General features: G+C 58.3%; 12 protein-coding genes. 2 read left to right on the top strand and 10 right to left on the bottom strand.

The annotated features are described in order from the left end of the window. Positions 1-2: 2 nt before the first annotated feature. The 3 genes from AC54XV_RS24945 to gbca all read right to left on the bottom strand — a co-directional run bounded on the left by AC54XV_RS24945 (position 3) and on the right by gbca (position 11,797). Complete coding sequence (locus AC54XV_RS24945) at positions 3-7,139, bottom strand: PI-PLC domain-containing protein (RefSeq protein ID WP_496718996.1); 7,137 nt, start codon at positions 7,137-7,139, stop codon at positions 3-5. A 766-nt stretch (positions 7,140-7,905) separates the two neighbouring features. Further along, positions 7,906-10,317, bottom strand: a complete 2,412-nt coding sequence (locus AC54XV_RS24940) for a fibronectin type III domain-containing protein (protein ID WP_058399134.1) — start codon at positions 10,315-10,317, stop codon at positions 7,906-7,908. A 181-nt stretch (positions 10,318-10,498) separates the two neighbouring features. Next, a complete protein-coding gene (gene gbca / locus AC54XV_RS24935) occupies positions 10,499-11,797 on the bottom strand; it encodes a glycine betaine monooxygenase oxygenase subunit (protein WP_011269222.1) in 1,299 nt (432 codons plus the stop codon). Positions 11,798-12,106: 309 nt separating this feature from the next. On the opposite strand from gbca, the gene gbcB reads away from it, so the two are divergent. Then, positions 12,107-13,207: a glycine betaine monooxygenase reductase subunit gene (gene gbcB, locus AC54XV_RS24930; RefSeq protein WP_024661241.1), complete on the top strand. Its 1,101-nt coding sequence runs from the start codon at positions 12,107-12,109 to the stop codon at positions 13,205-13,207. Between the two features lie 250 nt (positions 13,208-13,457). Here gbcB and AC54XV_RS24925 read toward each other — a convergent pair whose 3' ends face one another. Both AC54XV_RS24925 and AC54XV_RS24920 read right to left on the bottom strand, forming a co-directional pair. Next, positions 13,458-13,730: a hypothetical protein gene (locus AC54XV_RS24925; protein WP_024639826.1), complete on the bottom strand. Its 273-nt coding sequence runs from the start codon at positions 13,728-13,730 to the stop codon at positions 13,458-13,460. Between the two features lie 119 nt (positions 13,731-13,849). After that, positions 13,850-14,080, bottom strand: coding sequence for a DUF6124 family protein (locus tag AC54XV_RS24920; RefSeq protein ID WP_011269220.1), 231 nt, complete (start codon positions 14,078-14,080; stop codon positions 13,850-13,852). Between the two features lie 377 nt (positions 14,081-14,457). Here AC54XV_RS24920 and AC54XV_RS24915 point away from each other — a divergent pair, with 377 nt between their 5' ends. Continuing rightward, positions 14,458-15,294 carry a 23S rRNA (adenine(2030)-N(6))-methyltransferase RlmJ gene (locus tag AC54XV_RS24915; RefSeq protein WP_003402281.1) on the top strand — a complete coding sequence of 279 codons (837 nt, stop codon included), beginning with the start codon at positions 14,458-14,460 and terminating at the stop codon, positions 15,292-15,294. A 259-nt stretch (positions 15,295-15,553) separates the two neighbouring features. Here AC54XV_RS24915 and msrA read toward each other — a convergent pair whose 3' ends face one another. The 5 genes from msrA to AC54XV_RS24890 form a co-directional block, all read right to left on the bottom strand. After that, positions 15,554-16,201 carry a peptide-methionine (S)-S-oxide reductase MsrA gene (gene msrA / locus AC54XV_RS24910; protein WP_003402273.1) on the bottom strand — a complete coding sequence of 216 codons (648 nt, stop codon included), beginning with the start codon at positions 16,199-16,201 and terminating at the stop codon, positions 15,554-15,556. A gap of 147 nt (positions 16,202-16,348) precedes the next feature. Next, positions 16,349-19,042: a bifunctional diguanylate cyclase/phosphodiesterase gene (locus AC54XV_RS24905; protein ID WP_003402271.1), complete on the bottom strand. Its 2,694-nt coding sequence runs from the start codon at positions 19,040-19,042 to the stop codon at positions 16,349-16,351. A 250-nt stretch (positions 19,043-19,292) separates the two neighbouring features. Continuing rightward, the gene (gene mdtD / locus AC54XV_RS24900) at positions 19,293-20,705 is read right to left on the bottom strand and encodes a multidrug transporter subunit MdtD (protein ID WP_060409457.1); all 1,413 of its coding nucleotides are present in this window, start codon (positions 20,703-20,705) and stop codon (positions 19,293-19,295) included. Positions 20,706-20,714: 9 nt separating this feature from the next. Then, positions 20,715-22,040: a TldD/PmbA family protein gene (locus tag AC54XV_RS24895; RefSeq protein WP_060409456.1), complete on the bottom strand. Its 1,326-nt coding sequence runs from the start codon at positions 22,038-22,040 to the stop codon at positions 20,715-20,717. Next, positions 22,040-23,482 (bottom strand): TldD/PmbA family protein, encoded by a 1,443-nt coding sequence (locus AC54XV_RS24890; protein WP_060405816.1) that lies wholly within the window; start codon positions 23,480-23,482, stop codon positions 22,040-22,042. The genes AC54XV_RS24895 and AC54XV_RS24890 overlap by 1 nt, the downstream gene beginning before the upstream one ends. Between the last annotated feature and the right edge of the window lie 112 nt (positions 23,483-23,594).

Below are 23,594 nucleotides of genomic sequence, written 5' to 3'. Positions count from 1 at the left end.
CCCTAGGGTCCTGTGCTGCCCTCTTTGATAGGCGGTTTGCCTTTCTGTTCGGAGGCCGGCCGGAAGTAGGCATAGGAAATGCTCCCGTCCAGACCGCCGCCATTGCTGACCTCGACTTTGACATCCGCGTTTTCGTAACTGCGGTTGAAACTGGAAATCGTGATGGGTAACAAAATGGTCCGTTTGAATGTCACGCCTGTACGACCTTGACCAAAGCCGCCGTCCGGCCTGCCGGTAACCGAGAACACTGATCCCTTGCCGGCCTTGAGTATTTTGGCCGAGCGTATTTCATCGTTGTCGCAGCCATAGTTGTTGTTGCCACTGCCCATCTTGAATTGCCTGTCGACGTTGAAGGGAACGGTGCAGACAATATTCTGTGTTGCCCCGTTGCCTTCATAGAACACAATGCTTGCGTCACTGATGTCGTTATCGTCTGGCTTGTTAAGCACTCTTATTCGTGAAACCTTACCGTCGAGCCCGTTATTGCGAGAGGCGAGCTTACGGTAATAGAACGTATCGGTCGTGCCCTCGAATGAATCGATTCGCACCCTTTTGCCCATGGGGACCGATTGTTTGACGTCTATGATCGTGAAGTCATCTTGCCGGTCACCGTTGGGGTTGTCGTACAGTTCGATACGCGTGCCCGCTCGAACACCTTCAAGTTCCATTGACCTGAGTTCGTCGTTCTCACACCCGCGTGAGGCAAGCTTCAGATCATATTGAACGCCGCTGCTGCCCCCGCTCTGATTGACCGGCAACACGCAGGAGGCGTCGCCTCCACGATCGGCATTGTTGCGTTCGTAGAAATAAAGACCGCCTTGAGAAAGCGTCGCGGCATAGGGCAGTGCGTCACCCACCTGGTTGAAATCAATGCCCAGATAGTTGGGTTTGCGCCAACCGGTCGCTTCACCGCAATGGTTTTCTACCCTGCGCTGCAACCAGGTCAGGTTGTTATCCACGTCCCCTGCATGCAGCGTAGTACTGCCCCAGGAATGGAATTGATTGAGGACAAATAACCGCGGCAGGCCGCCGTCCCGGGTGCGTAACGAAAGGTCCATGTAACCGTAGCGGCTTTTGCACTGCCAGTCATGCACCAGCGACGTTATACCCAGGTTATAGGTGTTCTCGACTTCTGTATCGGGTGCCCAAAGAACCTCGGCCTGCTTGCCGGCCAGCGTGTACCTTTTGGCCACTTCTCCGTTCGATAACATGACGAGGCGTTTGTTACTGTCGATCATTTCCCTAAGCGTTGGCCAGCTGTATCCATTGGACACATGGCTGTAATCTGCCAATTCCGGCACTTGCTCCAGCACCGGACGCAGTTCGTCTGAGCTCAGCGTCGATTCGAACAGCAGGGAAATGACGGCATTTCGGTCTTTCTGCATATAGGCAACAAACTCTCTGAGTACGTCGCTTAACAAGGGCGCGTCCGCCCAGCATGCACCGATCGCCGGCAGATGGCATACCCGAACCCGTTTTTGCCCGTTGTAATCGCCCACATCCATGTGGATATCCAGCATGAACCCTCTGATCCCACGCTCCAGTTGCGGGGTAATGGCGTCCAGATAGGCGTTGTGCGCGGTGACCCATGTGTACTGATCGAATGGCCTGGTAAAATCATTGATGCCCGGCGCTGCATAAGCGTCCTTGCTGACCTTGATCCAGTAGGCGTTTTCTGTTTCGGCGGTCGGGTAGTACCAATAGTGCGTCGCCGCGTTACCGGAAAATTTCGAACGGTAAAAAGTGATGTTATTCAGCGAGTGAATGGCGCCAGGATAAGTAGGCTCGTTCCATTCCTTCGGGTCCTGCCAGGTGCCTGCATGCTTGCCGGCATAGGTCCAGAAACCATTGTCTGCGGCACCAGCAGGGTAATACCAGTTGTGTCTGGCAGGGCTGCCCTCCTGCAAGGCTTTGAAGAACCACGTCTGGCCGTCGTGATCGGAACGATGGATTTCCCCCACACGCGTAAATTCGTTCCACGTTTTGGGATCGGCGTAGTTACCTTCATTTTTGTAGAGGTATGTCCAGTCTGACGTGCTGTATTCCGAGGTCGGAAAGTACCAGCCTTTTTCAGAAGGACGACCCTCTTTTTCTGCGCGGAATAACAACCGTTCGCCCTGGTAGTCGTAGCTGTAGATATCATCCGGGTAGGCGTAGTCGTTCCAGGTATTGGGCACTTGGAGGGTGCCCCGTCCCTTGCTGAAGAACTCCCACCATGTAGAACTCTTGGGGGCAACGGGGTCATCTTTTGCGGGCTGCCCCTTGGGGTAGTCGTTCTTCCCTGTGAACTTCGACCTGAACAGCATGCGCTGATAGTCGATGGTGGTCTGGTGGACGAGCCCGTTCTGCGTCCAGTCAGCTACGCTTTTGGGCTGTTCGCGTGTTCCGTTGAGGTGCGTGACCTGAAGAAACTTCCAGGCCGGTGACTTTTCGACCAGAGCCGGAGGCTTCTTTTCTTCGTCCGCATCCAGTGGCGCGTTCGGAGGCAGCGTCCACTTGTCCTGTTCTGCAATGCCCTCCTTGTCGGAGTTCACGCTAAACAATAAACGCATCCCGCTGACGTTGTGCACATGCACGGCGCCGCGCCAGCTGACTTCGTCCCACTCCTTGGGGGCATCGAGGGTGCCTGCGTTTCTGGAGATGCCATAGAAAACCCAGTTTTCGGTGTCTCGCATGTCGAAGGGGAACGGCCAGTCATTCAATGAAGGAACGCCGCTGTTTTTTGCGATGAAATAAAGATCAATGCCCTCATGGGGTGTTTTTACATAATCGCCCGGTACGACGGGCTCCTTCTCATCCTTGGGATCGCTGAGCGTGCCGGCGTGTCTTTCGGTCGCTACGTAGATGAAATGCTCATTGTTCGTCGCGTCCGTGGGGTAGGTCCAGTTCTGCTGCTCGGGTATGCCAGCGCTTCTGGCTTTGAAATAGAACCGTATGCCGTCTTTTTCTACGCGATGAATCGCTCCCCTCCACGTAACTTCGTCAGGTATATGAGGGTCGGCAAAAGTGCCTGCATGGGATGTTGTACCGTAATAGGCCCACTGCTCGGTGCTGCTTTCATCGGTCGGGTAGTACCAGTTGTTGGCTGAGGGTGTCCCTGTCATCTGTGCATGAAAATAGAGTGTTTTGCCGTCATGCTCATAGCGATGCAGACGTCCGGGCCAGGTGTATTCATCCCATTCCTTGGGATCGTTCTGGGTGCCGAAGTGCTTGCTGATACCCAGGAAGTGCCAGGATTCGTTATCCGTCGGCGTCATTGGCCGCTCGCCTACATCTATACCCATTTCGCCGGATTTTCTGGCTTCAAACAGAAACTGCGTTCCCCGGTCCAGATGGATGGCGCCCACCCAGGTGGGCTGATCGAAAAGCTTGGGACTGTTCAGCGTGCCCTGGTAAATCGAAAAGCCCACACGATCAAAGTTGTTTTCGTTCGCGTAACCCTCTTCATCATCCGCTACATGCCCCCAGATTTTTGATCTGTAGAACCATCGGGTGAAACTTTCGCCGATGCCGGTGGGGATCTTCACCACGTGCAGCGCGCCTGGCCAGGTCGCATCGGATTGAGGTTTCGGATCGAGCCAACTGCCCGCGTGAATGCCCATGTCCAGGTAAGACCACTGCTCGTTACTGTCAGGCGGTGCCGGATAGTGCCATCCTTCCTGGCCGGGAGCGCCATCGATGAGGGCCCTTGCGAAGTAAGCCTTTCCATCAACTTCAAAGCGGTGAATCGCACCGGGCCAGGTGATTTCGTAAGCGTCCTTGGGCGATTGCAAGGTGCCTGCAAAGGCACTTTTACCCACATAAAACCAGTTGTCATTGCTTTGCTGTGAGTCAGGCAGCGGATGCCCGGTATTGAAAACACCGGCAAAGCGAGCCTGGTAATACTCGTCCGCAGTATGGATAACCTTGACAGTGTCTCCGGGCCTGATCATCTCCCCCGTCTGCACTGGATCAGTCAGTGTGCCTTGGTGAGAGGACTGCCCCGCGAACTCCCACCAGGCGTTGTCGGTTGCCTCCAGCGGCAGCGGGTGATCGATGCCGATGACCGCGAGATTGCCCGTAATCTTCGAGCGGTAATAACGCCTGGTGTTGTCGACCTGGCGCATATGAATCGCCCCGGTCCAGGTCACTTCCTGCTGATCCTTGGGGTCGATGATCTCGCCCGAATGCCGGGATTCCCCGACCACTGTCCAGTAATCATTTTCTCCGACCAGCGGAATCGGCCAGTCGTGCTCGGCAAGCAGTCCATCGACCTTGGAAAGCAGATACAGAGTACGGTCTCTGGCTTGCATCGCGTGAATGCTGCCCGGCGTGGTAAAGCCGGAGTCGCCTTTCGGATCGGCCCAGGTGCCCACGGGAAGGTTTGTGCCCAGATACTCCCAGTGCTCGTTGTGGGTTCCGGGCGCGGGGTAACTCCAGTCATTGGCTTGAGGAACGCCTCGTGCGAGGGCGCGATAATAGACGCGCTGCCCTTCAACGATGGTGGCGTGAATCAGCCCCTGGCTGGTCATTTCATCGAAGTCTTTCGGATCGGCAAACGTGCCTTTGTGCCGGACCAGGCCCAGCACTTTCCAATACTGTGTGTCGCCCGAAGTCGGGAGAGGCCAATTGTCGGCGATCGGGTTTCCCGACTGCTGAGCGATGTAAAGCTGGCTCCTGCCTGATGAGCTGTACTCGTGAACAGCGCCAATCCAGGTCTGGCCGCTCATTGATTTGGGGTCGGCGTAAGTGCCTGCCTGATCTGAGGTAAACATGAACTCCCAGAAGTCTGTACTTGTGGGGTCTTGCGGGTAAGGCGTTTGCGAAGTGGGCTTTCCGGTCATCTTCGATTTGAGGAGCACCCGTTGGCCATTGATGGTGGCCACGTGTATCGCATCCGGCCAGGTAGGATCGGTGAAGGGTTTTGGGTCCGAGAAGGTGCCGGCATGTTCTCCGGCGTACTCATAGAACGTGTTGGATTCTTCACCTGAGGGATAGACGGCACCCACATCCTGGGCAAATCCGGCAAATCTGGAGCGAAAAAGTTTTTGACGGGTCAGGCCAAGCTGGTCGGCAAAGATTGCGCCGGGGGTGTTGATGTCGTTACGTTCGCGTGGCGTTTCGGCAGTGCCGCCGTTGAGTGAGGTCACGTAGCTCCACTGCTCATCGCTTGTTTCACCCACCGGATAAACCCATCCCCCTGCAACCGGTTGAGCCTGCTGCCGGGCCGCGAAAATGATGTGCTGATCGTCATCCAGGTGCAGTGCGCCTGGCCATGTGGCGTCATCACGGCCTTTGAGGTCGTCTGCCGTACCGGCATGTTTGAACACTGTGACGAATTCCCAGTGGGTGTTACTGGCAAGATCACTTGGGTAAGGCGTCGCGGCAGAGGGCATGCCGTCGAACAGTGAGCGCAGCACTACACGCTGCCCCTTGATCGAGGCTTCATGCAGTGCGCCGATCCGGGTAATGTCATCGAAGGGCTTGAAGTCGCTCCATGTGCCTGCGTGTCCGCCTGCATAGACCCAGTAAGGATCGACGATGCCCACCGTCGAGAAGCTGTCGAGATCGTTGGCGGGATAGCCTTCGTAGCTGGAAACATAGAACGTGCGCGCGCCTGGAACGGTGCCATCCACGTACACCGAACCTGCCTGGCTGTAGTCATCGAATCGTCTCGGGGCTTCGAAGGTACCCAGCGGTGGTATCTCTGGAATATACGACCAGTGCTCGTTGCTTTCTGGTGTGGCTGGTAGCGGCCAGTCATGCTTGGAGGGAAGGCCTTCCGCCAGCGAGACGAAATACACCGGGTTGTGGTCGATCAGCGTTTCGTGCACTGCGCCTGGCCAGGTAAATTCCTGTTGGGTTTTGGGGTCGGCCACTGTTCCTGCATGGAGGGAGGTCCCCAATAACTCAAACTCGTCGGTCTGGCTGTAATCCCAGCCGGTTGGCGGCGCGGTCCAGGATTTCAGCGCACGGTACAGCGCTTTTCCCTGGCCCTGCTGTACCGAATGGATAGCGCCGACCCACGTCTCGGTGTCCAGATCAGTCCTGGGGTCCTGCCAGGTTCCGGCATTCTGGGTGATGTGGCGCACTCCCCAATAAGTGGTGTTGGTGGGCGAGGTCGGGTAAGGCTGTTCAACTGCCCCTGAGAAGTGGGCCGCAAACGAAACCCACTTGCCCTGCAGTTTGGCGCGATGCAGTTTTTCGAGCGCGGTGTTTTCTCCGAAGGCTTTCTGGTCGGTGTATGAGCCTTCATGGACGCCGCGATAATCCCAGTACTGATTGCTCTGCGCGCCGCCCGGGAATTGTGCATTCAGAAGGGGCGCGAATCCGATAAAGGTGGAGGCGTAGTAGTCACTGCGTAGCGGCGTCAGCGGGTTGCGATAATAAGAGCCTTTCGACGTGCTCAGGTCGGTCCAGGGTTTGGGGAGGGAGGTCTGAATGCCTGACAGCGTCCCCGCAAACGTCCAGTACCCGGCGCCGCGCTCTGTGCCGGGTGCAGGCCATGCATCGACGCTTGGGCGTCCGGTGTGCTGCGCCAGATAAACGGCCTTGGTCTGCTCGAAATAGACGAAGACGCCAGGCCAGACCAGATCCTGATCGGTTTTCATCGCTTCAGGTGTACCGGGCTTGTCAAAAAAGCCGATGAAGTCCCAGAAGTCATTGCTTTGCGCTGTGGTTGGATAGGGCGTTTGCGGACCGGGCATGCCGTTGATTTTCGAGCTCAGCAAGGCGTTTTTGCCTTCGATCATCGCCAGGTGCAGCGCCCCCTCGCGGGTTGGCTCGTCGAATGGCTTAAGGTCAGGTCCCAGACCTGAATGCTGGCCGGCGTAGGTCCAGAAGTCCGTCGAATGGGGTGTGTCGGGAAGGGCTGGATCGAGCTGTTCAGGCTGGCTGTCGAAGGCTGCGATAAAGAGTGCAATGAACTGGCCCGTATGGACGAAGAACACGGCGCCCTCGAAGGCGGGTTCTCCGGCCTGTCTTGGTTGTTCGAACGTGCCCGCATTCACTTCCCTGCTAACGGTCGACACTTGCGCAATCGACACCGCTGGCGCTGGCAGAGAAGAAGGTCCCTGGTCTGGGGCCGCACTGACGAGCCAGGCCAATAGCAGGCCTGTGATGAACGCCACTGACAATACAGTCCTTTGGTATTTTTTCATGGCACCGGTGCGTCCATTCACAGTGGCTCGGAATTGCCTCTTTGATTAATCAAGGAGCGCTGAAAAGAGCCTATGCGCGTGCCACGCGTCGAGATACTCGCAAAACTGATAGGTGGACGTGGCAGCCGTGATGGACTTACACACAATCCCTGTGCGCGTGCCTGTGGATAAAGTGTTCGTTAATCGCTGAAGCTCTTGCTGGACGTGGCGTGTGACGTAGCGATCAAAAATTGATCAATCTAAGTGGTTATTTCCATTGGGCTTTTTGTGGATAAGCATTCAGGCGCTACCTGTCAGTCACTCACTTTGCCCACAATCTCTGTTGGTGTGACTGTGGACAACTTGTTTGTGGTTGTCTGCAGGCCATATATTTAAAGGGTCTTGAGCTGTTGTTCAAAAAATGATCAGGATGGAAGATTGCGCGCGAAATCTTCCTGACGGCGAGGTTTTTTTGGCCATTTCAGACGTTGTCCACAGCGGGTGGGTTATCTGGACCAAGTTGTACCCAAAGTCTGTTGGCGCTTCTGTGGATAAGGTGTTCGTGCTCGTCTGTAGCCCAATGAAATTAAGCTCTGCAGAGAGTTGGTTAAAAAACATACAGGCTTTGTGAATGAGGTGTTCCACGGTAAGTCGTTGTTGCCCCAGCTATTTGCGGGCCTACGAAAAAACGACTTATCCATAAACGCTTTTTGGGCACTGTGGATAAGTCGTTCAGTTATTACACCGTCACCGTCTGTTTATGAGCCAGGGCAGGTACTCGCGAGGTTCACTGCCATTCTTTCGGCCAGTCGCGGAAACCTCTGCCGCCTGCTTGCTCGGTCCAGGGTGCCCATAGCGTCGGCGCACCGCCTGGGTACCAGTCTGTTTGTGAATGGTGAGGATTGAGGCAGATGTAAGAGGCACCGGCATACATCACCTTATCCCCCTTCACGTAGTCAGTATTTGTTTTCCATTCAAGCAATGCGGCGCTGGTCGAGGCCTGCACAACGTTGCTGGGCCCGGACAGTTCTGAATCTTTATCGCGTGCGCCGACCAGATACTGATAGGTCTTGCTTGGGGTCAGGCCTCTGACGGTATAAGTCAGTACGGTTGAGTCGACGGTCACAGTAGGCGCGTCGAAACTGTAGACATGGTAGACGTCAACGGCAGTACCCCCGGTAGGTGCATCCCATGCCAGTGAAACACTGGTGGGGGTCGCACCTGTCTGACGCAAGTTGCCGGGTGGCGCAGGTCGATCATTGGACGCCTCGGATTCTGTAGTGGCCAGAAGTTCTTCAGAGAGTCCTGAGCTGTTGCCCAGACTGTCGGTCGCGATGATGTGATAACCATAAAGGCGGCTTTGCAGAAGGCCTTCGTCGATGAAGGGAGGAACCTTGCCCTTGCCTATCGAAACACCCTCGCGGAACAGCTCATAGTCAAACGGACCGCTGGCATCCGTCGAAACACTCCAGTCCAGCGTTATCGATGTGGTGGTCCGCCCGGTTGACCTGAAGTCGACAGGCACTGAAGGTCTATAGGGTTCCAGATCGGTTGGGACTTCCAGCTCGTTGCTGATCTCCGACCACTTACCCTGTATATCTTTTGCAATAACGAAGTAGGTATACGTTCTGCCCGCTGTGAGGTTCTCATCGGTATAGACGCGTGGTTGGTCAGCAGGGACCTTCACAAAAGGCCAGCCATCCCGGGCAATTTGATACTCGAGGAGTCCAGCTTCGCTGCTGGACTGTGTCCATTCCAGCGATACACTTCTATCGGTGACGCCTGCCAGGCTCAAGACCGGTGGTGTCGGGTTCGCCGCACCGCCGCCGCCTGCCTGGGTACTCACGCTGATCGCTGGAGAGAATGCGGAGGTGTTGCCCATGACATCAATGGCACGTACCTGGTAACTGTAAGTGATACCGGACTGAAGGCCGGTGTCTTCATACGAAGGGCTGTCCGCAAATAACGACACGCTGTTGTCGCGGCGCAGTTCATAGCGCAGTACCGGGTTCTGGCCTGCCGACAGCGACCAGACGAGTTTCACCGACGTTGGGGTTTGTTCGGTTGACCTGAGGCCAGTGGGTACTGAAGGCTTGTCAGGTACGGGCGTTTCGCCGCCGGTGAGATAACCGTAGCGTTTGGCAAACTCCCATTTATAGGCTTCGCCAACCTTGGGCGTGCCATTGTCCCAGTTGACCGACCAGGTCATCAGACCGCGAATCGGGTTGCCGTCGGCCTGCAGGGTGTCCAGGGCGTATTTCACGTCGTCCGGGTTGATCACATAACCTGTCGCGGCGGCGTCATTATTGGTGGGCAAGCCGATCGCAAGCCGGTTCGCCGGGATTTTGGTAAAGCCGCGCGTGCCGTGGATCAGGCTGTCGGTCAGGTAATAGAGAAATTCCTTCTTGTGGGCATCATTGTTTTGCGTCACCCACAGGTTGAGCTCGTCGACCCATATGCCGTCGCCACCCTGGTTGTAGTATTGGGGGGCGATAAAGTCATAGAGGTCCTCAAGCGCCTCGATATAAGCGAGGTACGCGCCGCCACTTCTGAAGGACGTGAGGAAGGCGACGGCTTCTTTCAGAAACGGAAAGTAGGTGGTGATTTCTTTCAGCAGTGGCGTATCGCGGGCAGCCGATCGCAGATAAGGAAACTCCGGAGCCATGCTGATAATGAAATGCTTGCCTTCGGTCTCGTAATGCTCGCGCACCATTCTCAGTGCGGCGGGTAATACGGTGCGGTTATCGGCAAAGGTAATGGCGGCCTGTTCGAGATCGATATCCAGGCCGTCAAAGCCATAGACTTCGACCAGCCGGATAATCTCGTAGGCCAGCGCTTCTTCCTGGCCGGCATGCAGCTCGATATGCGCATCAGCCCCGCCAAGCGAGATCAGCACCGCCCGGCCCTGGGCATTCAGTTCCGCTACCTGAGCGCGAAACGCCTCATCACTCAGGTTATAAGGCTTGAAGGTCGGTATGCCGGCGCCTTTCATGAAAGCCACTGCAATGACGTTGTAGGCCTTATCTATGCCTGTCAGCGGCATTTCGGCAAACATTCCCTGCTGGTAGCCCTGACCTGATTCCGAGGGCCAGTTATGCCAGAAGCCCATGAGGATATTTTTCCCTGATATATCCGTCATGGTCGATGCGGCGTCGACCTTCTTGTTTTTGTATTGAGTGATGATTTTTGGGTTGAGCATGATTCGTGTCTCCGTCCGTTGGATTGACTGCAACGGGAGTTGATCACGAAAGGTTTTTTCACGTAACTGTCAGAAATGACGGTATCGGCGGGAAGGCTTTTGTGTCGGCGATACTTCAGGGCTGACTCGCTTCGTGCGTGAAGTGAGTCAGCCCTGACGTATCGCGTTGGCGGGGTAAACGCTACTCGTGATTGACCGCCACGCCCTTCAAATACGGTGCAGGCTCCGCGCCGAGGTTTTCCAGCATGCGCGAGCTGTACCAGTCGACGAAGTTGACCACGCCGAACTCATAGGTTTTCGAGTAAGGGCCGGGTTGATAGGCGCTGGAGTTGATGCCTCGCTGGTTTTCCTCGGCCAGACGACGGTCCTGATCATTGGTAGCGTCCCAGACCTGGCGCATACGCTCGACGTCGTAATCGACGCCTTCGACCGCATCCTTGTGGACAATCCACTTGGTGGTGACCATGGTTTCCTGCGCGCTGATCGGCCACACCGTGAAGACGATGATGTGATCGCCCATGCAGTGGTTCCAGGAGTGCGGCAAATGCAGAATGCGCATCGAGCCCAGGTCAGGGTTCTGGATACGGCCCATCAGTTTCTTGCAGCCGACCTTGCCGTCCATGGTCATCGACACTGTGCCTTTAAGCAGTGGCATGCGCACGATACGGTTGCGCAGGCCGAAGCTGGCGTGGGCGTAGGGAATTTTCTCTGCGTCCCAGGCAGCGGCGGACGCGGCGACATGATCCTTGAAGGTCTGATCGGCGCGGGGATCGGTGACGTCGTCCCATTCCAGCAGCGTCTTGAGCAATTCCGGGTGCGAGCCACTGCAGTGGTAGCACTCGCGGTTGTTTTCCAGCACCAGCTTCCAGTTGGCCTTCTCCATCAAGGTGGTTTGCACCGCCACCTTGGTGTTCTCCATATCGTAGGGTTCCATGTAGTGGCGCAGCGTCGAGAGGAACTCGTCGATGGCCGGCGGGTTTTCTGCCAGGCTGATGAAAATGTAGCCGCCCGCAGTCTTGACGTGGACCGGTTTGAGGCCGAACTGCTTCATGTCGAAGTCGTCGCCCATCTCGGTACCGGCATACAGCAGGCGACCGTCCAGCTCATACGTCCACTGGTGATAGTGGCAAACCAGTTTGGCGACCTTGCCTTTTTCGGCTGTGCACAGGCGCGAGCCGCGATGGCGGCACACATTGTGGAACGCGTTGACGGCACCGTCCGGGCCGCGCACGACCAGGATCGGGTTCTTGCCGATCTGCAGCGTCAGGTAATTGCCCTTGGTCGGGATTTCGCACGTCATCCCGGCAATCAGCCACTCCTTGTGAAAGATTTCCTGCATGTCGATTTCAAACAGTCGCTCATCACTGTAGAAAGGCTGCGGCAGCGAGTACGTGCGCTCGCGATTCTGCAGCATCTCGGCAGTGGCCTTGCGTGCAGGTTCCAGCGGATCGCCCAGGCTCAAGGTTGCGGTGACGTCCATCGATTGAATCCCTCATGACCGCGGCATGGGCGGCCTGCGAATGTGGCTGATACGGGTGTGATCGCGTTTCAAGCATGAGGATAGATCAGTCGATCATGCTTATGACCCTTGGTGGCGAGTGTGGAGCCGGGCGCGCAGTGAACCTTATCCATGGGCGACATGGCCGCATCCGTTCCCGACGCGACAGGCCTTGTTGGACGGGGCTGGTCGCGGTAAGTACGTGAATGTCGTTGATAGGTAAATGGCCGCCTCGCGCGTTACGCAGAATCCGCAGCATGAGAGGCCGACAGTCGGCCGTGGAGATCGAGTATGTCCCAAAGTTTCCTGAGCCCGGTCACGACCCAGACATGGGCCAACGGGCGTCACCTGGTACGTGTCGTCAAAGTCATCCAGGAAACCTGGGACGTGCGCACGTTCTGCTTCATGGCCGACCAGCCGATCATGTTCTTCTTCAAGCCGGGCCAGTTCGTGACCCTGGAGCTGGAGATCGACGGCCTGCCGATCATGCGCTCCTACACCATCTCCAGCTCGCCATCGGTGCCGTACAGTTTTTCGATCACCGTCAAGCGCGTGCCGGGCGGCAGGGTTTCCAACTACCTGCATGACACCCTGATTGAAGGGCAGGAGCTGGCGGTACACGGGCCGGTCGGGCTGTTCAATGCCATCGACTTCCCGAACCCGAAGATTCTCTACCTCAGCGGCGGTGTCGGTATCACGCCGGTAATGTCCATGGCGCGCTGGTTCTACGACACCAACGCCAATGTCGACATGGTCTTCGTGCACAGCGCCCGCTCGCCCAAGGACATCATCTACCACCGCGAGCTGGAGCACATGGCGTCGCGGATCGACAACTTCAACCTGCATCTGGTCTGTGAAAAACACGGGCTGGGCGAGCCGTGGGCGGGTTATCGCGGTTACCTGAACCAGAAGATGCTTGAACTGATGGCCCCGGACTTCATGGAGCGCGAGGTGTTCTGCTGCGGGCCGACGCCGTACATGACCGCGGTCAAGCGTCTGTTGCAGGAAAACGGCTTCAACATGGCGCAGTACCATGAAGAGTCGTTTGGTGCGACACCGCCAGAAGCCAGGGCCGATGCGGTCGAGCAGGCCGAAATCGCTGCCGACGCGCCCGACGTCGACATCGCCGACCTGCATCAGGTGGAGTTCACCGACACCGGCAAGAGCATCCGTGTGGGACCGGGCGAAACCGTGCACGCCGCCGCCGCCAAACTCGGCCTGATGATCCCCAAGGCCTGCGGGATGGGCATCTGCGGGACCTGCAAGGTCATGAAGCTGAGCGGTGAAGTCGAGATGGAACACAACGGCGGCATCACCGACGATGATGTTGCAGAGGGATACATCCTGTCCTGCTGCAGCGTGCCGAAGGGCGATGTGCGGATTGAGTATTGAGCACGCCTGACGCTATGTGACGCGCTACACGCTCAAGGCAGGACGCAGAGCCTCCGGAACGGCATACCCACGCGGAGCATGGGCACGATAGTCAGAGCCTTATCGTTCCTCACGCTCCAGCGTGGGAATGCATTGCGTGACGCTCTGCGTCACAAATCTACGCCGCGCTACAGGCTCAAGGCAGGACGCGGAGCGTCCGGAAAGGCATACCCACGCGGAGCATGGGTACGATAGGCGTTCTTTCGGGCGTTTATCGTCCTGATCCACTCTGACTCTGCTTGTAAGCCGCCAGCGCGGGCAGCAGTTGCTGGTCGATGGCCTGGCGGACGGCGGGGAGGAGGGTGGCGCTGCCGGTGAGGAGTTGTTCTACCAGGCGCCGCAAGGCGGTCGCGCGTTCGGCGTTGAGGCCGCAGACGGCGTTTGCGCAGGCTTGTTCAGCGGTTGCGCCGCCGGGTGCTTCGAAGCCCAGGGCTCTGAGCTGGCCGAGCAGGTCTTCCTGGTCAATCAAATCCGCGTGCATCATGACGTCTGTTCCTTTGATCGGGCTTTTTCCGATTCTGGAAGGACAACCGCCTGCGGGCAACCCCTGCCTGTCGTGAGTGGCAGGATTGGCTACAAGTGCGTCGTTTTCAGTTCATGGGGTCATTCGGCTTGCAGGTTGTCTATGGTTCTGTCGACCATGACCTTGGCCATTTCCACCAGGTGCATGATCGACAGCGTCATGTCGCGCTGGGTGCCGGTCATGCTGTCGCTGAATTCACAGGCGCTGGTGGCGGCGCAGCGCAGCAGGTCGCTGGCATGCATCAGGGCGTCTTCATGGCTGACGTTGGGGTTGGCGGTGAAGAGGGGCGGATCGGGGACGATTTTTAGCATGTGATGTATCTCCTGAAGTTTTAGAAGACCATCACCGTCGGCTACTAATCGAGGGTGGTGATCATGCGCAGGTAGTAGCCCGGTCCAGGAACCCCGGTGCATCCAAAGATGCCCCACGCACGACCACCATAAAAGCGCAGGCCGTGAAAGGGCACCTGCACAAGGTGGCGCAATGCGCCTGGATAACGAGGGCTACTAATCCTCACCGCTGAATATGCAGCGGCGGGCGCAGAGTAGAGATCGAAACAGGCAGGCACAAGGGGCCGGGAGTTTCTCGGAAATTTCCTTCAAGTGAAAGAGACGAGTCCCGCAAATTCGTTACAAATTCTTGTTCATTGCTCAGGTTTGCTAAACTGCGCAGCTTGCCAGGAGCTGCCATGAATTACCGTCACGCCTACCATGCCGGCAACCACGCCGACGTCTTCAAACACCTGACCCTGACTCGCCTGATCGCCCTCATGGCGCGCAAGGAGCAGCCGTTCGCCTATCTCGACACCCACGCCGGGCTCGGCCTGTACGACCTCAAAGGCGATCAGGCCACGCGCACCGGAGAATGGCTGGAAGGTATCGGCCGTCTGTGGAACGCCACCGACCTGCCTGCGCTGGCGTCCGACTATCTGCAAGTGCTGCACGACATGAACCCGGATGGCGAGCTGCGCTACTACCCCGGTTCGCCGGAACTGGCTCGCCGCCTGACCCGTGAGCGCGAGCGTGTGCTGCTCAACGAGAAGCATCCCGAAGACGGGCGTCTGCTCAAGGAGAACATGAAGGGCGACCGCCGCGTGGCGGTGCATCTCGGGGAAGGCTGGCATGTCCCGCGCGCCTTGCTGCCCGTGGCCGAAAAGCGCGCCGTGATGCTCATCGACCCGCCATTCGAGCAGCTCGATGAAATGAAGCGTTGCGCGGTCGCGCTCCAGGAAGCCATCGGCCGCATGCGTCAGACAGTGGCGGCGATCTGGTATCCGATCAAGGATACCCGCCTGCTGCGCCGCTTCTATCAGGACCTGGCAGAAACCGGCGCGCCCAAGCTGCTGCGCGTCGAACTGTTCGTCCACCCGCTGGACACCCCGGCCAGCCTCAACGGTTCAGGCCTGGCCATCGCCAACCCGCCTTGGGGTCTGGAAGAAGAACTGCGCGAGCTGATGCCGTACCTCGCCCAGAAACTGGGCCAGACCCAGGGCGGCTGGAAGATGGACTGGTTGATTGCCGAGTAGGCGTGTTCATAGCCAGGCCGAGTTGCGCTGCCTAGCGGACGCAGAGCGTCCAGAACTGCATTCCCACGCGGAGCTCAGCGTTATACATAAGCCCGCTTTTGATTCTGACCGTAGGTCGTAGGAGCGAACTTGTTCGCGAAAGGGCCAGTATATTCGGCGAAAATGCGTCACCTGAACTACTATCTTCGCGAACAAGTTCGCTCCTACGCCCAGCGGGCAGAAGCCTGAAAAACGCTGTTTTCTGGCCGCTAGGCGCGAATCAAGCCGGCATGCACACGCCCGTGCCGCCCAGCCCGCAGTAGCCCTGTGGGTTCTTGGCCAGGTATTGCTGGTGGTAGGCCTCGGCAAAGTAAACCGTCGGTGCCTGCTCGATTTCGGTGGTGATGGTGCCCTTGCCGGCTTTGTTCAATTGCGCCTGGAACGTTTCGGCACTGGCTTTGGCGGCGTCGAGCTGTTCGGGCGTCGTGCAGTAGATCACCGAGCGATACTGCGTGCCGATGTCGTTGCCCTGGCGCATGCCCTGAGTCGGGTTGTGCACTTCCCAGAACACCTTGAGCAGTTCTTCGTAGCTGATTTTTGCTGGCTCGTAGACCACCAGCACCACCTCGGTGTGGCCGGTCAGCCCGGAGCAGACTTCTTCGTAGGTCGGGTTCGGGGTAAATCCGCCTGCGTAGCCGGCGACAGTGCTCACCACACCTTCCTGTTGCCACAGACGGCGTTCTGCGCCCCAGAAGCAACCCATGCCGAAGATGGCGAATTCGACGTTGCTCGAAAACGGCCCCAGCAGCGGATTGCCGTTGACGAAGTGAAATTCCGGAAGCGCCATAGGTGTTTCACGACCCGGCAATGCTTGTGCGGCGGTAGGCAGTACATTTTTGTTCACTAGAATTTCCGAGCGCAAAGTCATGAACCATATCCTCTCGTTTAGAGACAGGCAGCAGGGGCCAGGACGGATGAATGCAATTACATAGGTCCCGTTACACGTAGAAACAAGTGCTGCCGTGTAATAACAGACTGACAGTGTGCCCGAGAGAGCGGGGTGCAGGGAAGGTTGTCAGGCGGATGGGCGACGAGGGTAGCGCTTCAGTTTCTCGATCAGCTCTTGGCCTGGGATAGGCCTGTCGAACAGATAGCCCTGGCCGACATCGCAGCGGTGGCGTCGCAGGAAAGCCAGCTGAGCCGCAGTTTCAATGCCTTCGGCGACCACTTTGAGCTTGAGGTTGTGAGCCATGGCGATGACCGCGGAGGTGATTTCCATGTCGTCTTCATCATCCGGAATATCGCGGATGAAGCTGCGATCGATCTTGATCACATCGATGGGGAATTTCTTCAGGTAACTGAACGACGAGTAACCGGTGCCGAAGTCGTCCATGGCCAGTGACAGGCCGAGCTTCTTCAACGAGTCGAGTTGTTGGCGGGTATCTTCTGTCGCTTCCAGTAGCAGGCCTTCGGTCAGCTCCAGTTCCAGCAGCGAAGGGTCAAGCTCTTCTTCTTTGAGGATGGCGGCAATCGATGACACCAGTTCCGGGTCGGAAAACTGCTTGGGCGATACATTGATGGCCACTTGCAGGTTGCCGAACCCGGCGGCGGTCAGGTCCTTGCTCATGCGACAGGACTGACGCGCGACCCATTTACCGATGGGGATGATCAGGCCGGTCTCTTCGGCCACGCTGATGAACTGGTCCGGTCGGATCATGCCTTTTTCAGGATGATTCCAGCGCAACAGCGCCTCCATGCCCAGCAGACGACCGGTCAGCAGGCACAGCTTGGGCTGATAGAACACCTCCAGCTCGTTCTGGGTCAGGGCGCGGCGCAGGTTGTTTTCCACGAACAGCTTGTAGCTGGCCTCGGCATTCAATGCTTCGGTGAACACCTGAACCTGATGTTTGCCATTGGCTTTGGCCTTGTGCAGGGCCAGACCGGCGTTTTTCATCAGGGTCTGCGGATCACGACCGTGCAGCGGCGCGCAGGCGAGGCCCACCGAGCCGGTGACGCTGATCAACTGATTGTCGACGAACATCGGCTTGTCCAGCGTGGCCAGCACCTGGGTGGCGGTGGCGTGCCCGGCTTCCTGATCGGTGTTGTCGATCAGCACGGCAAATTCGTTACTGGCAAAGCGCGCCAGTATGTCGGACGGGCTCAAGGTATTGCGCAGGCGCCGCGCCAGGCTGATCAGCAGTTTGTCACCAGTCTGGTGGCCAAGGCTGTCGTTGATGCGCTTGAAGTTGTCGATGTCGACCAGCAACAGACTCATCGGCGTATCGGTGTCGCGGGCAAAGCGTTCGTCCAGATTGCGGATAAAGGCCGGACGGTTGCCCAGGTTGGTCAGGTTGTCGGTGTACGCCAGGCGCTCGATGCGCTGCTGGGCCAGCTTGCTCTGGGTGATGTCTTCGTAGATGCCGATATAGTGCGTCAGCTCACGATTATCGCCATACACCTTGGAAATCGACAGCTGGCCCCAGTAGGGTTCGAGGTTCTTGCGCCGGCTTTTGAACTCGCCCTGCCAGCTGTTGCTGTTGGTCAGGCTGGAGTTGGCTTCCAGCAGCAACTGGTTGAGGTTTTCCAGCGCGGGCAATTCCGACAGCTTGTGCCCGGAGACTTCCTCCGAGCTGTACTGGGTGATCGCCGTGAAACTCGGGTTTACGTATTCGACCACGCCGTTGCAGTTGACCAGCAGAAAGGCGTTGGCGCTTTGTTCGACCGCGCGCTGGAACAGGTGCAGTGCGTTGGTCGCAGCGCGTCGGTTATGGTTGTTGATGACCTGGGCAAACTGGTCAGCCAGCTCGCCGGCGAAGGCGATCTCGTCGGACTGCCATTCGCGCGTCGAGCCGGACTCTTCCAGGCACAGCACGCCGATCACCTGCCCATCGATACGAATACTGGCATCGAGCACCGCCCTGGTTTCTCCCGGGTTCAGGCTTTTGGCCATTTCGCAGGTGCGCGGGTCAGTCTGGATATTGCTGGCGTCGATCGCTCGGCTGGTATTCAGCGCTTGCAGGTAGGTGGGGTAGGGGCTGATATCCACCGGCGTGCGCGACTGGTAGTCGCCGGTTTCGCGGCTGTAGTCGGTGATCGGCTCCAGGCGCTTGTCGTTGAGGTTCCAGATACTGACATGATCGACATCGTAGATATCACAGGCGCTTTTGGTGATCAGCTCTGCCGCTTCGAGCAGGGTATTGGCCGTGGTGTAGCGATGTCGGGTCAGGCGCAGGATCAGATCCTGCTGGGCGCGCACGCGCTCCAGGTGAGCAAACTGATCGCGCTGGGCGCGCTGGTTGAGTTCCAGGGCAATCTGCAGTCGCAGGTTGCGGGTTTCCAGATCGGAGTCCGTGACCGGTTCGCCAGTCGTGACAAGGCCTTCGACGATCAGAAAATAACCACGTAACAAATGGCGGTTGTGCTGTTTGTAGGCTTCGCCGATTTCCAGCAGGCCAAGCGGGCCTTTGGGGCTGTGAAGGGTGTAACGAATCAGGTAATTCGGGGAAGAGGCCAGTTGCAGCTGGATGTCATCGTGCAGTTGATAACGAGCTTCCGGCTCCATGAGGCTGGCATAAGGGGATCCAATCAAGGCGCAAAGGTCAACGGCTGCCAGTCCGAACTGCCTTTCGCAATTTGGATCGAGAAACAATAGCGCCCAATTGGCTTCATTCAGCCGCTCGAAACGCAGCATGCCCAGGCGCGAGGGCACTGGCAATTGCGTCACTACCTCGGCTGCGGATCTACCGGCAGCATCGGTTTGGCTTTTCATGAACAAACTCGCTTCCGGAATACTAGTCGCGACAGGGGTAAACCCCACTTTCGCGTATGGCAAGGTTGCATCATGCGGCCCGTGCTTACAAGAGACCACAGTGGCTTAGTGCTATAAAAGTGTCGGCCGGTTGTCCAGGTTCTTCAGTGTATCTGGTCGGATACTCAAATTCGTTGATTTTTCGGGCGAAACCCCCGTTTTCCAGGGGAATTCGCTTTGCAGATGTGCTCCAGTCACGAGCCGTTGTCAATCAGGCTTTGGCCATCCTGGGCTCCTTCGCGGGCAATTGCAGGAAAATACCTGCTGCAAACATGGCCAGCACCCCGACACTCAGGAAGGTCATCTGGAACGCCCCCAGCGTGCTGCTGACCTCGCCGGTGGCTACTTCTTCGCTGAAACCACCCAGCAAGGCTGCTGCGCTTGCCACGCCAAGACTCAGCGACAGCTGCGCCACCACCGAGAGCAGGCTGTTGCCACTCGCTGCACTGGCATCGTCCAGATCGATCAGGGTGACCGTATTCATCGCCGTGAACTGCAAGGAGTTGACCGCGCCGAGCAGCCCCAGATGCACCAGCAACACCCAATATGGGGTTTGCACATCGACCAGCGCCAGGCTGGCCAGCAGGATGCCCAGCAGCAGTGTGTTGCCGGTCAGAATCATGCGATAGCCCAGCCGCTCGATCAGCCAGCGGGCGACAGTCTTGGCGAACATGCCAGCGGCGGCCAGCGGCAACATGCTCATACCCGCCTGAGACGGCGAATACCCCAGGGCCACTTGCAGCAGCAATGGCACCAGGAAGGGCAGCGCGCCGCTGCCCAGGCGGGCGAACAGGTTGCCCATGATACCGACGGCAAACGTCCGGGTACGGAACAATGAAGGGGCAAACAACGGCGATTCGATGTGCCCGGCACGTAGCCAGTAAGCCGCCAGGCAGCCCATTCCGGCAAACAGCAGCAGTACCACGCGCATGTGTGGCAAGTGCAGCTCGCCCAGGCCCTCCAGGGCAATGGTGATCAATACCATCGCCGCGCCAAACAGGATGAAGCCGACGCCGTCAAACCGCGTTCGACCGCCTCCCGGAAGATCAGGAATGAAGTGTTTGACGGCATAGCAACCGAGGATGCCGACCGGAATGTTGATCAGGAAAATCCAGTGCCAGCTCAGGTACTCCACCATCCAGCCGCCAAGCGTCGGGCCGAGCAATGGGCCCAAAAGGCCCGGCACGGTGATAAAACCCATGATTCGCACCAGCTCCGAGCGCGGATAGGCGCGCAATACGATCAGGCGCCCGATGGGCAGCATCAGCGCGCCTCCAAGCCCCTGAATCACCCGGGCGGCCACCAGCACGTTCAGTGACCAGGACAGCGCGCACAGCAATGATCCGAAGCTGAACAGCAGGATGGCGCTGAAGAAGATGCGCTTGATCCCGAACCGGTCGGCGATCCAGCCCGAAGCCGGGATCAGCAGCGCAATGGTCAGCATGTAGGCGATGACCACCGACTGCATGCGCAACGGGTCTTCTGCCAGTGAGCGGGCCATGGACGGCAAGGCGGTGTTGAGAATCGTGCCGTCCAGGCTTTGCATGAAGAATGCGATGGCGATGACCCAGGGCATCCAGCGCAGGGTCTTTTCGTCCATGATCGGCGCTGCTGAGTTCTGCATAGGCTCCTGCTATAGCGTGAGGGTGAGTCGGCTGATCAATGCGCCAGGCAACTGGATTGAACCGGTCTGGCGCTGACTGTAGGTACTCGATTGGAGAATCAGTTCCCTCTCTCTGGTCAGGTCCTCCAGTGCGCTGCCCAGCAGGCTGTAGGCGCTGTCATCGAAACGCATGGTGCTCACCGGCGCGACGATCTTGCCCTCTTCGACCCAGAACGTTGCGAAACGTGTCATTCCGGTGAGGCGCGCAGCGGCGCGGTCGGAGAAGTTCAGATACCAGAGGTTGCTGATGTAAAGCCCGGTGCCGAGCCTGGCGAGGATCTGATCCAGCTCCAGCGAACCGCCGGCAATACTCAGCGCGCTTGGGCCTTCGCCGTAATCCGCGCCGTTGGCAGGCAGGCCGTATTCGGCTGCGCTGCTCGAATCCACCAGTCGATCGCGGGCTTGCCCGTCGACGATCAGTTTCAGGTCCTTGCGCGGGTAGCCTTCGCGTGAAAACGCTGGCGAGAGTGAACCGCTGACTTTTTCGTCGAAGTTGACCAACGGGCTGAAAGGCGTCTCGCCGTCATACAGCCTTTGCAACGGGCTGCGTTTACTGGCCAGTGACTGCGCGGAAAATCCGCCCCAGGTGAGCATGCCGATGACTTCGTCCAGAGCCGCTGGCGCCAGGTACGCGCGGTATTGTCCGGGCTTGAGTGCATGGAGCGGGCGGCCGAGAAACTCCAGCTGTTCGCGGGCCTGCTGAAAACGCTGCGCGAAGGCTTCGTTGCTCCAGTGGTGACCGGCGTAGTTGGCTTTCACGGCCTGGCCGTTTTCGTGAAACAGGCTCCAGTCGAAATTGAAGCTGTTGGCCTGATGCCAGCCCAGCGCCCCCCACGAACTGGCGAAGCCGCGGTAAAGCGGGCCTGCGGCATAAAAGCCTACCAGGTCCAGATCGCCTGCCAGTTCGCTGATCTGCTCGACAACCCGGGCGCTGTCCGGCAGCGGCAAGTCTTGAACGTTGCTGCTTTGCCAGGCAGTCGTGTTCGGCAACAGATAGGGATCCCTGGCCAGCGACGGCAGTGTTTCGCGCAATTTTTGCAGGGCGTCGACAAGGCGCTGCTGGTCGGTCTCGGCGTCGCCGGACAAGGTCAGTTCCAGATTGGCATGCCGGCCGTCATCGATCAGTTTGAACGTGGCGATGACCTGCTGGACGCTCCCGGCCTGTCGAACCTGGCCGTGGTTGAACCGGATGAAGTCAGACGCCTCGGCGTCGTAGGCCAGAGTGAAGTGTTCCGTCGGGCTGATGGCAGCCTTGAGCACGGCGACCAGCGCCTCGAACTGCTGTTGGTGCGACATCAGGCATCTCCTCCAAACACATCGACATTGGCAAACACACACGCCGGAGAGGCATGACCTACACGGATCACCTGGTTGGGTTCGCCCTTGCCGCAGTTCGGCGTGCCCAGCACTTTGAACGTGCTGGCATCACCTACGGCGCTGAGGTTTTTCCAGAATTGCGCGGAGATCGCACGGTAGTTAGGGTTCTTCACCACGCCCTTGAGCTCGCCGTTCTCGATCAGTTGGCCCCATTCGCAGCCGAACTGGAATTTGTTGCGTGCGTCATCGATGGACCAGGAGCGATTGCTCGACATCAGAATGCCGTGCTCGATGTTGCCGATCAGACTGTCCAGCGACTGGTCACCCGGTTCGATGTTCAGGTTGGCCATGCGATCGATGGGTGCACGGTTCCAGCTGGAGGCGCGGCTGTTGGCGACGCCTGCCAGACCGCTGCGGTATTGCGACAGGGCACCACCGAGCGGGCGCTGCAGCAGGCCGTCACGAATCAGGAACTGCTTGCTGGCTGACGTGCCGTCGTCGTCGTGCGCGTAGCTGGCCAGTTGCTCGGGAATCTCCGGGTCGAAGGTTACATTCAGCAGGCTGGAGCCGTATTGCAGGGTGCCGAAGTCAGTCGTTTTGACGAAACTGGTGCCTGCGTAATTGCGCTCGTCACCGAGAATCCGGTCCAGCTCCAGGGGATGGCCGATGGACTCGTGAATCTGCAGGACCATCTGATCGGGCATCAGCAGCAGGTCGCGTGGGCCTGATGGTGTGTTGGGGGCGAGGATCAGCTGCAAGGCCTCGTCGGCAACAGTGGCGGCAGACCCGATCAGGCCGCAACTGCTCAGCACTTCGATGCCACCTTGCTGGCCGAAGTTATGCCCGCCCAGGGTGCGCGTCTGGCTGTCGCGACCGTCGTAGGCCGTCACGCTCATGCCGGGAAACACGAAGCGCTGTGCCTGACGCAATTCTGCGCCCGCGCTGTTGAGGTAGATTTGCTCGACGGTTTCCAGGTCCAGTATGGCCTGCCAGTTGACCAGGCGTTCGTCTGCCGGGACCGCGCTGGATTCGGCCATCAACAGGCCGATGCAGTCGCTCAGCGGCGGGAAGGCTCGATCCATGTTTGGCGACAGGTAGTCAGCCTTGGCGCTCGAGACAGCTTGATCGCTCAGGTCCAGCAGCGCATGCGGTGCCAGACGGCGGGCCAGCGTTTCGGCCTGCTGCAAGGCCGCCTGCAAACCCTTCAGGGAGATGTCGTTGGTGGCGGCGTAGGCTTCAACGCCGTTCAGGCGCACGGTCAGCATGGCACCCTCGTCGCTGATCAGTGACGGCGGCTCGGCCACATTCTTGCGCACGCACAGGCGCTGGCCGGTGCGGTGCACGTAACGTACGGAAAAGAATTGCGCTTCACTCTGCAGGGCAGCGAAATGCTGCTTGAGCCGGGCGGAGAAATCGAACATGCAGACAAGCTCCTTCTTGAGGGCGGTCGGTAAAGTCCGGACGGCCTTGTGGGCCGTTTGCCGTCAAGAAGGAGATTAACCCGTCGCTCGTCAGGCTGCACCTGCAAGCTTG

The organism is Pseudomonas fragariae (ex Marin et al. 2024) (assembly GCF_059621105.1).
The sequence above is the reverse complement of the archived record's forward strand: the minus strand, read 5'-3'. Positions and strand labels throughout refer to the sequence as shown.

Excerpts from the sequence above, each read along its gene's own strand:
- gbcB (WP_024661241.1), top strand. The coding sequence starts at position 12,107 with ATGTCCCAAAGTTTCCTGAGCCCGGTCACGACCCAGACATGGGCCAAC.
- mdtD (WP_060409457.1), bottom strand. The coding sequence starts at position 20,705 with ATGCAGAACTCAGCAGCGCCGATCATGGACGAAAAGACCCTGCGCTGG.
- gbca (WP_011269222.1), bottom strand. The coding sequence starts at position 11,797 with ATGGACGTCACCGCAACCTTGAGCCTGGGCGATCCGCTGGAACCTGCA.
- AC54XV_RS24915 (WP_003402281.1), top strand. The coding sequence starts at position 14,458 with ATGAATTACCGTCACGCCTACCATGCCGGCAACCACGCCGACGTCTTC.
- AC54XV_RS24925 (WP_024639826.1), bottom strand. The coding sequence starts at position 13,730 with ATGATGCACGCGGATTTGATTGACCAGGAAGACCTGCTCGGCCAGCTC.
- AC54XV_RS24890 (WP_060405816.1), bottom strand. The coding sequence starts at position 23,482 with ATGTTCGATTTCTCCGCCCGGCTCAAGCAGCATTTCGCTGCCCTGCAG.
- AC54XV_RS24905 (WP_003402271.1), bottom strand. The coding sequence starts at position 19,042 with ATGAAAAGCCAAACCGATGCTGCCGGTAGATCCGCAGCCGAGGTAGTG.
- AC54XV_RS24920 (WP_011269220.1), bottom strand. The coding sequence starts at position 14,080 with ATGCTAAAAATCGTCCCCGATCCGCCCCTCTTCACCGCCAACCCCAAC.
- AC54XV_RS24895 (WP_060409456.1), bottom strand. The coding sequence starts at position 22,040 with ATGTCGCACCAACAGCAGTTCGAGGCGCTGGTCGCCGTGCTCAAGGCT.
- AC54XV_RS24945 (WP_496718996.1), bottom strand. The coding sequence starts at position 7,139 with ATGAAAAAATACCAAAGGACTGTATTGTCAGTGGCGTTCATCACAGGC.
- msrA (WP_003402273.1), bottom strand. The coding sequence starts at position 16,201 with ATGACTTTGCGCTCGGAAATTCTAGTGAACAAAAATGTACTGCCTACC.
- AC54XV_RS24940 (WP_058399134.1), bottom strand. The coding sequence starts at position 10,317 with ATGCTCAACCCAAAAATCATCACTCAATACAAAAACAAGAAGGTCGAC.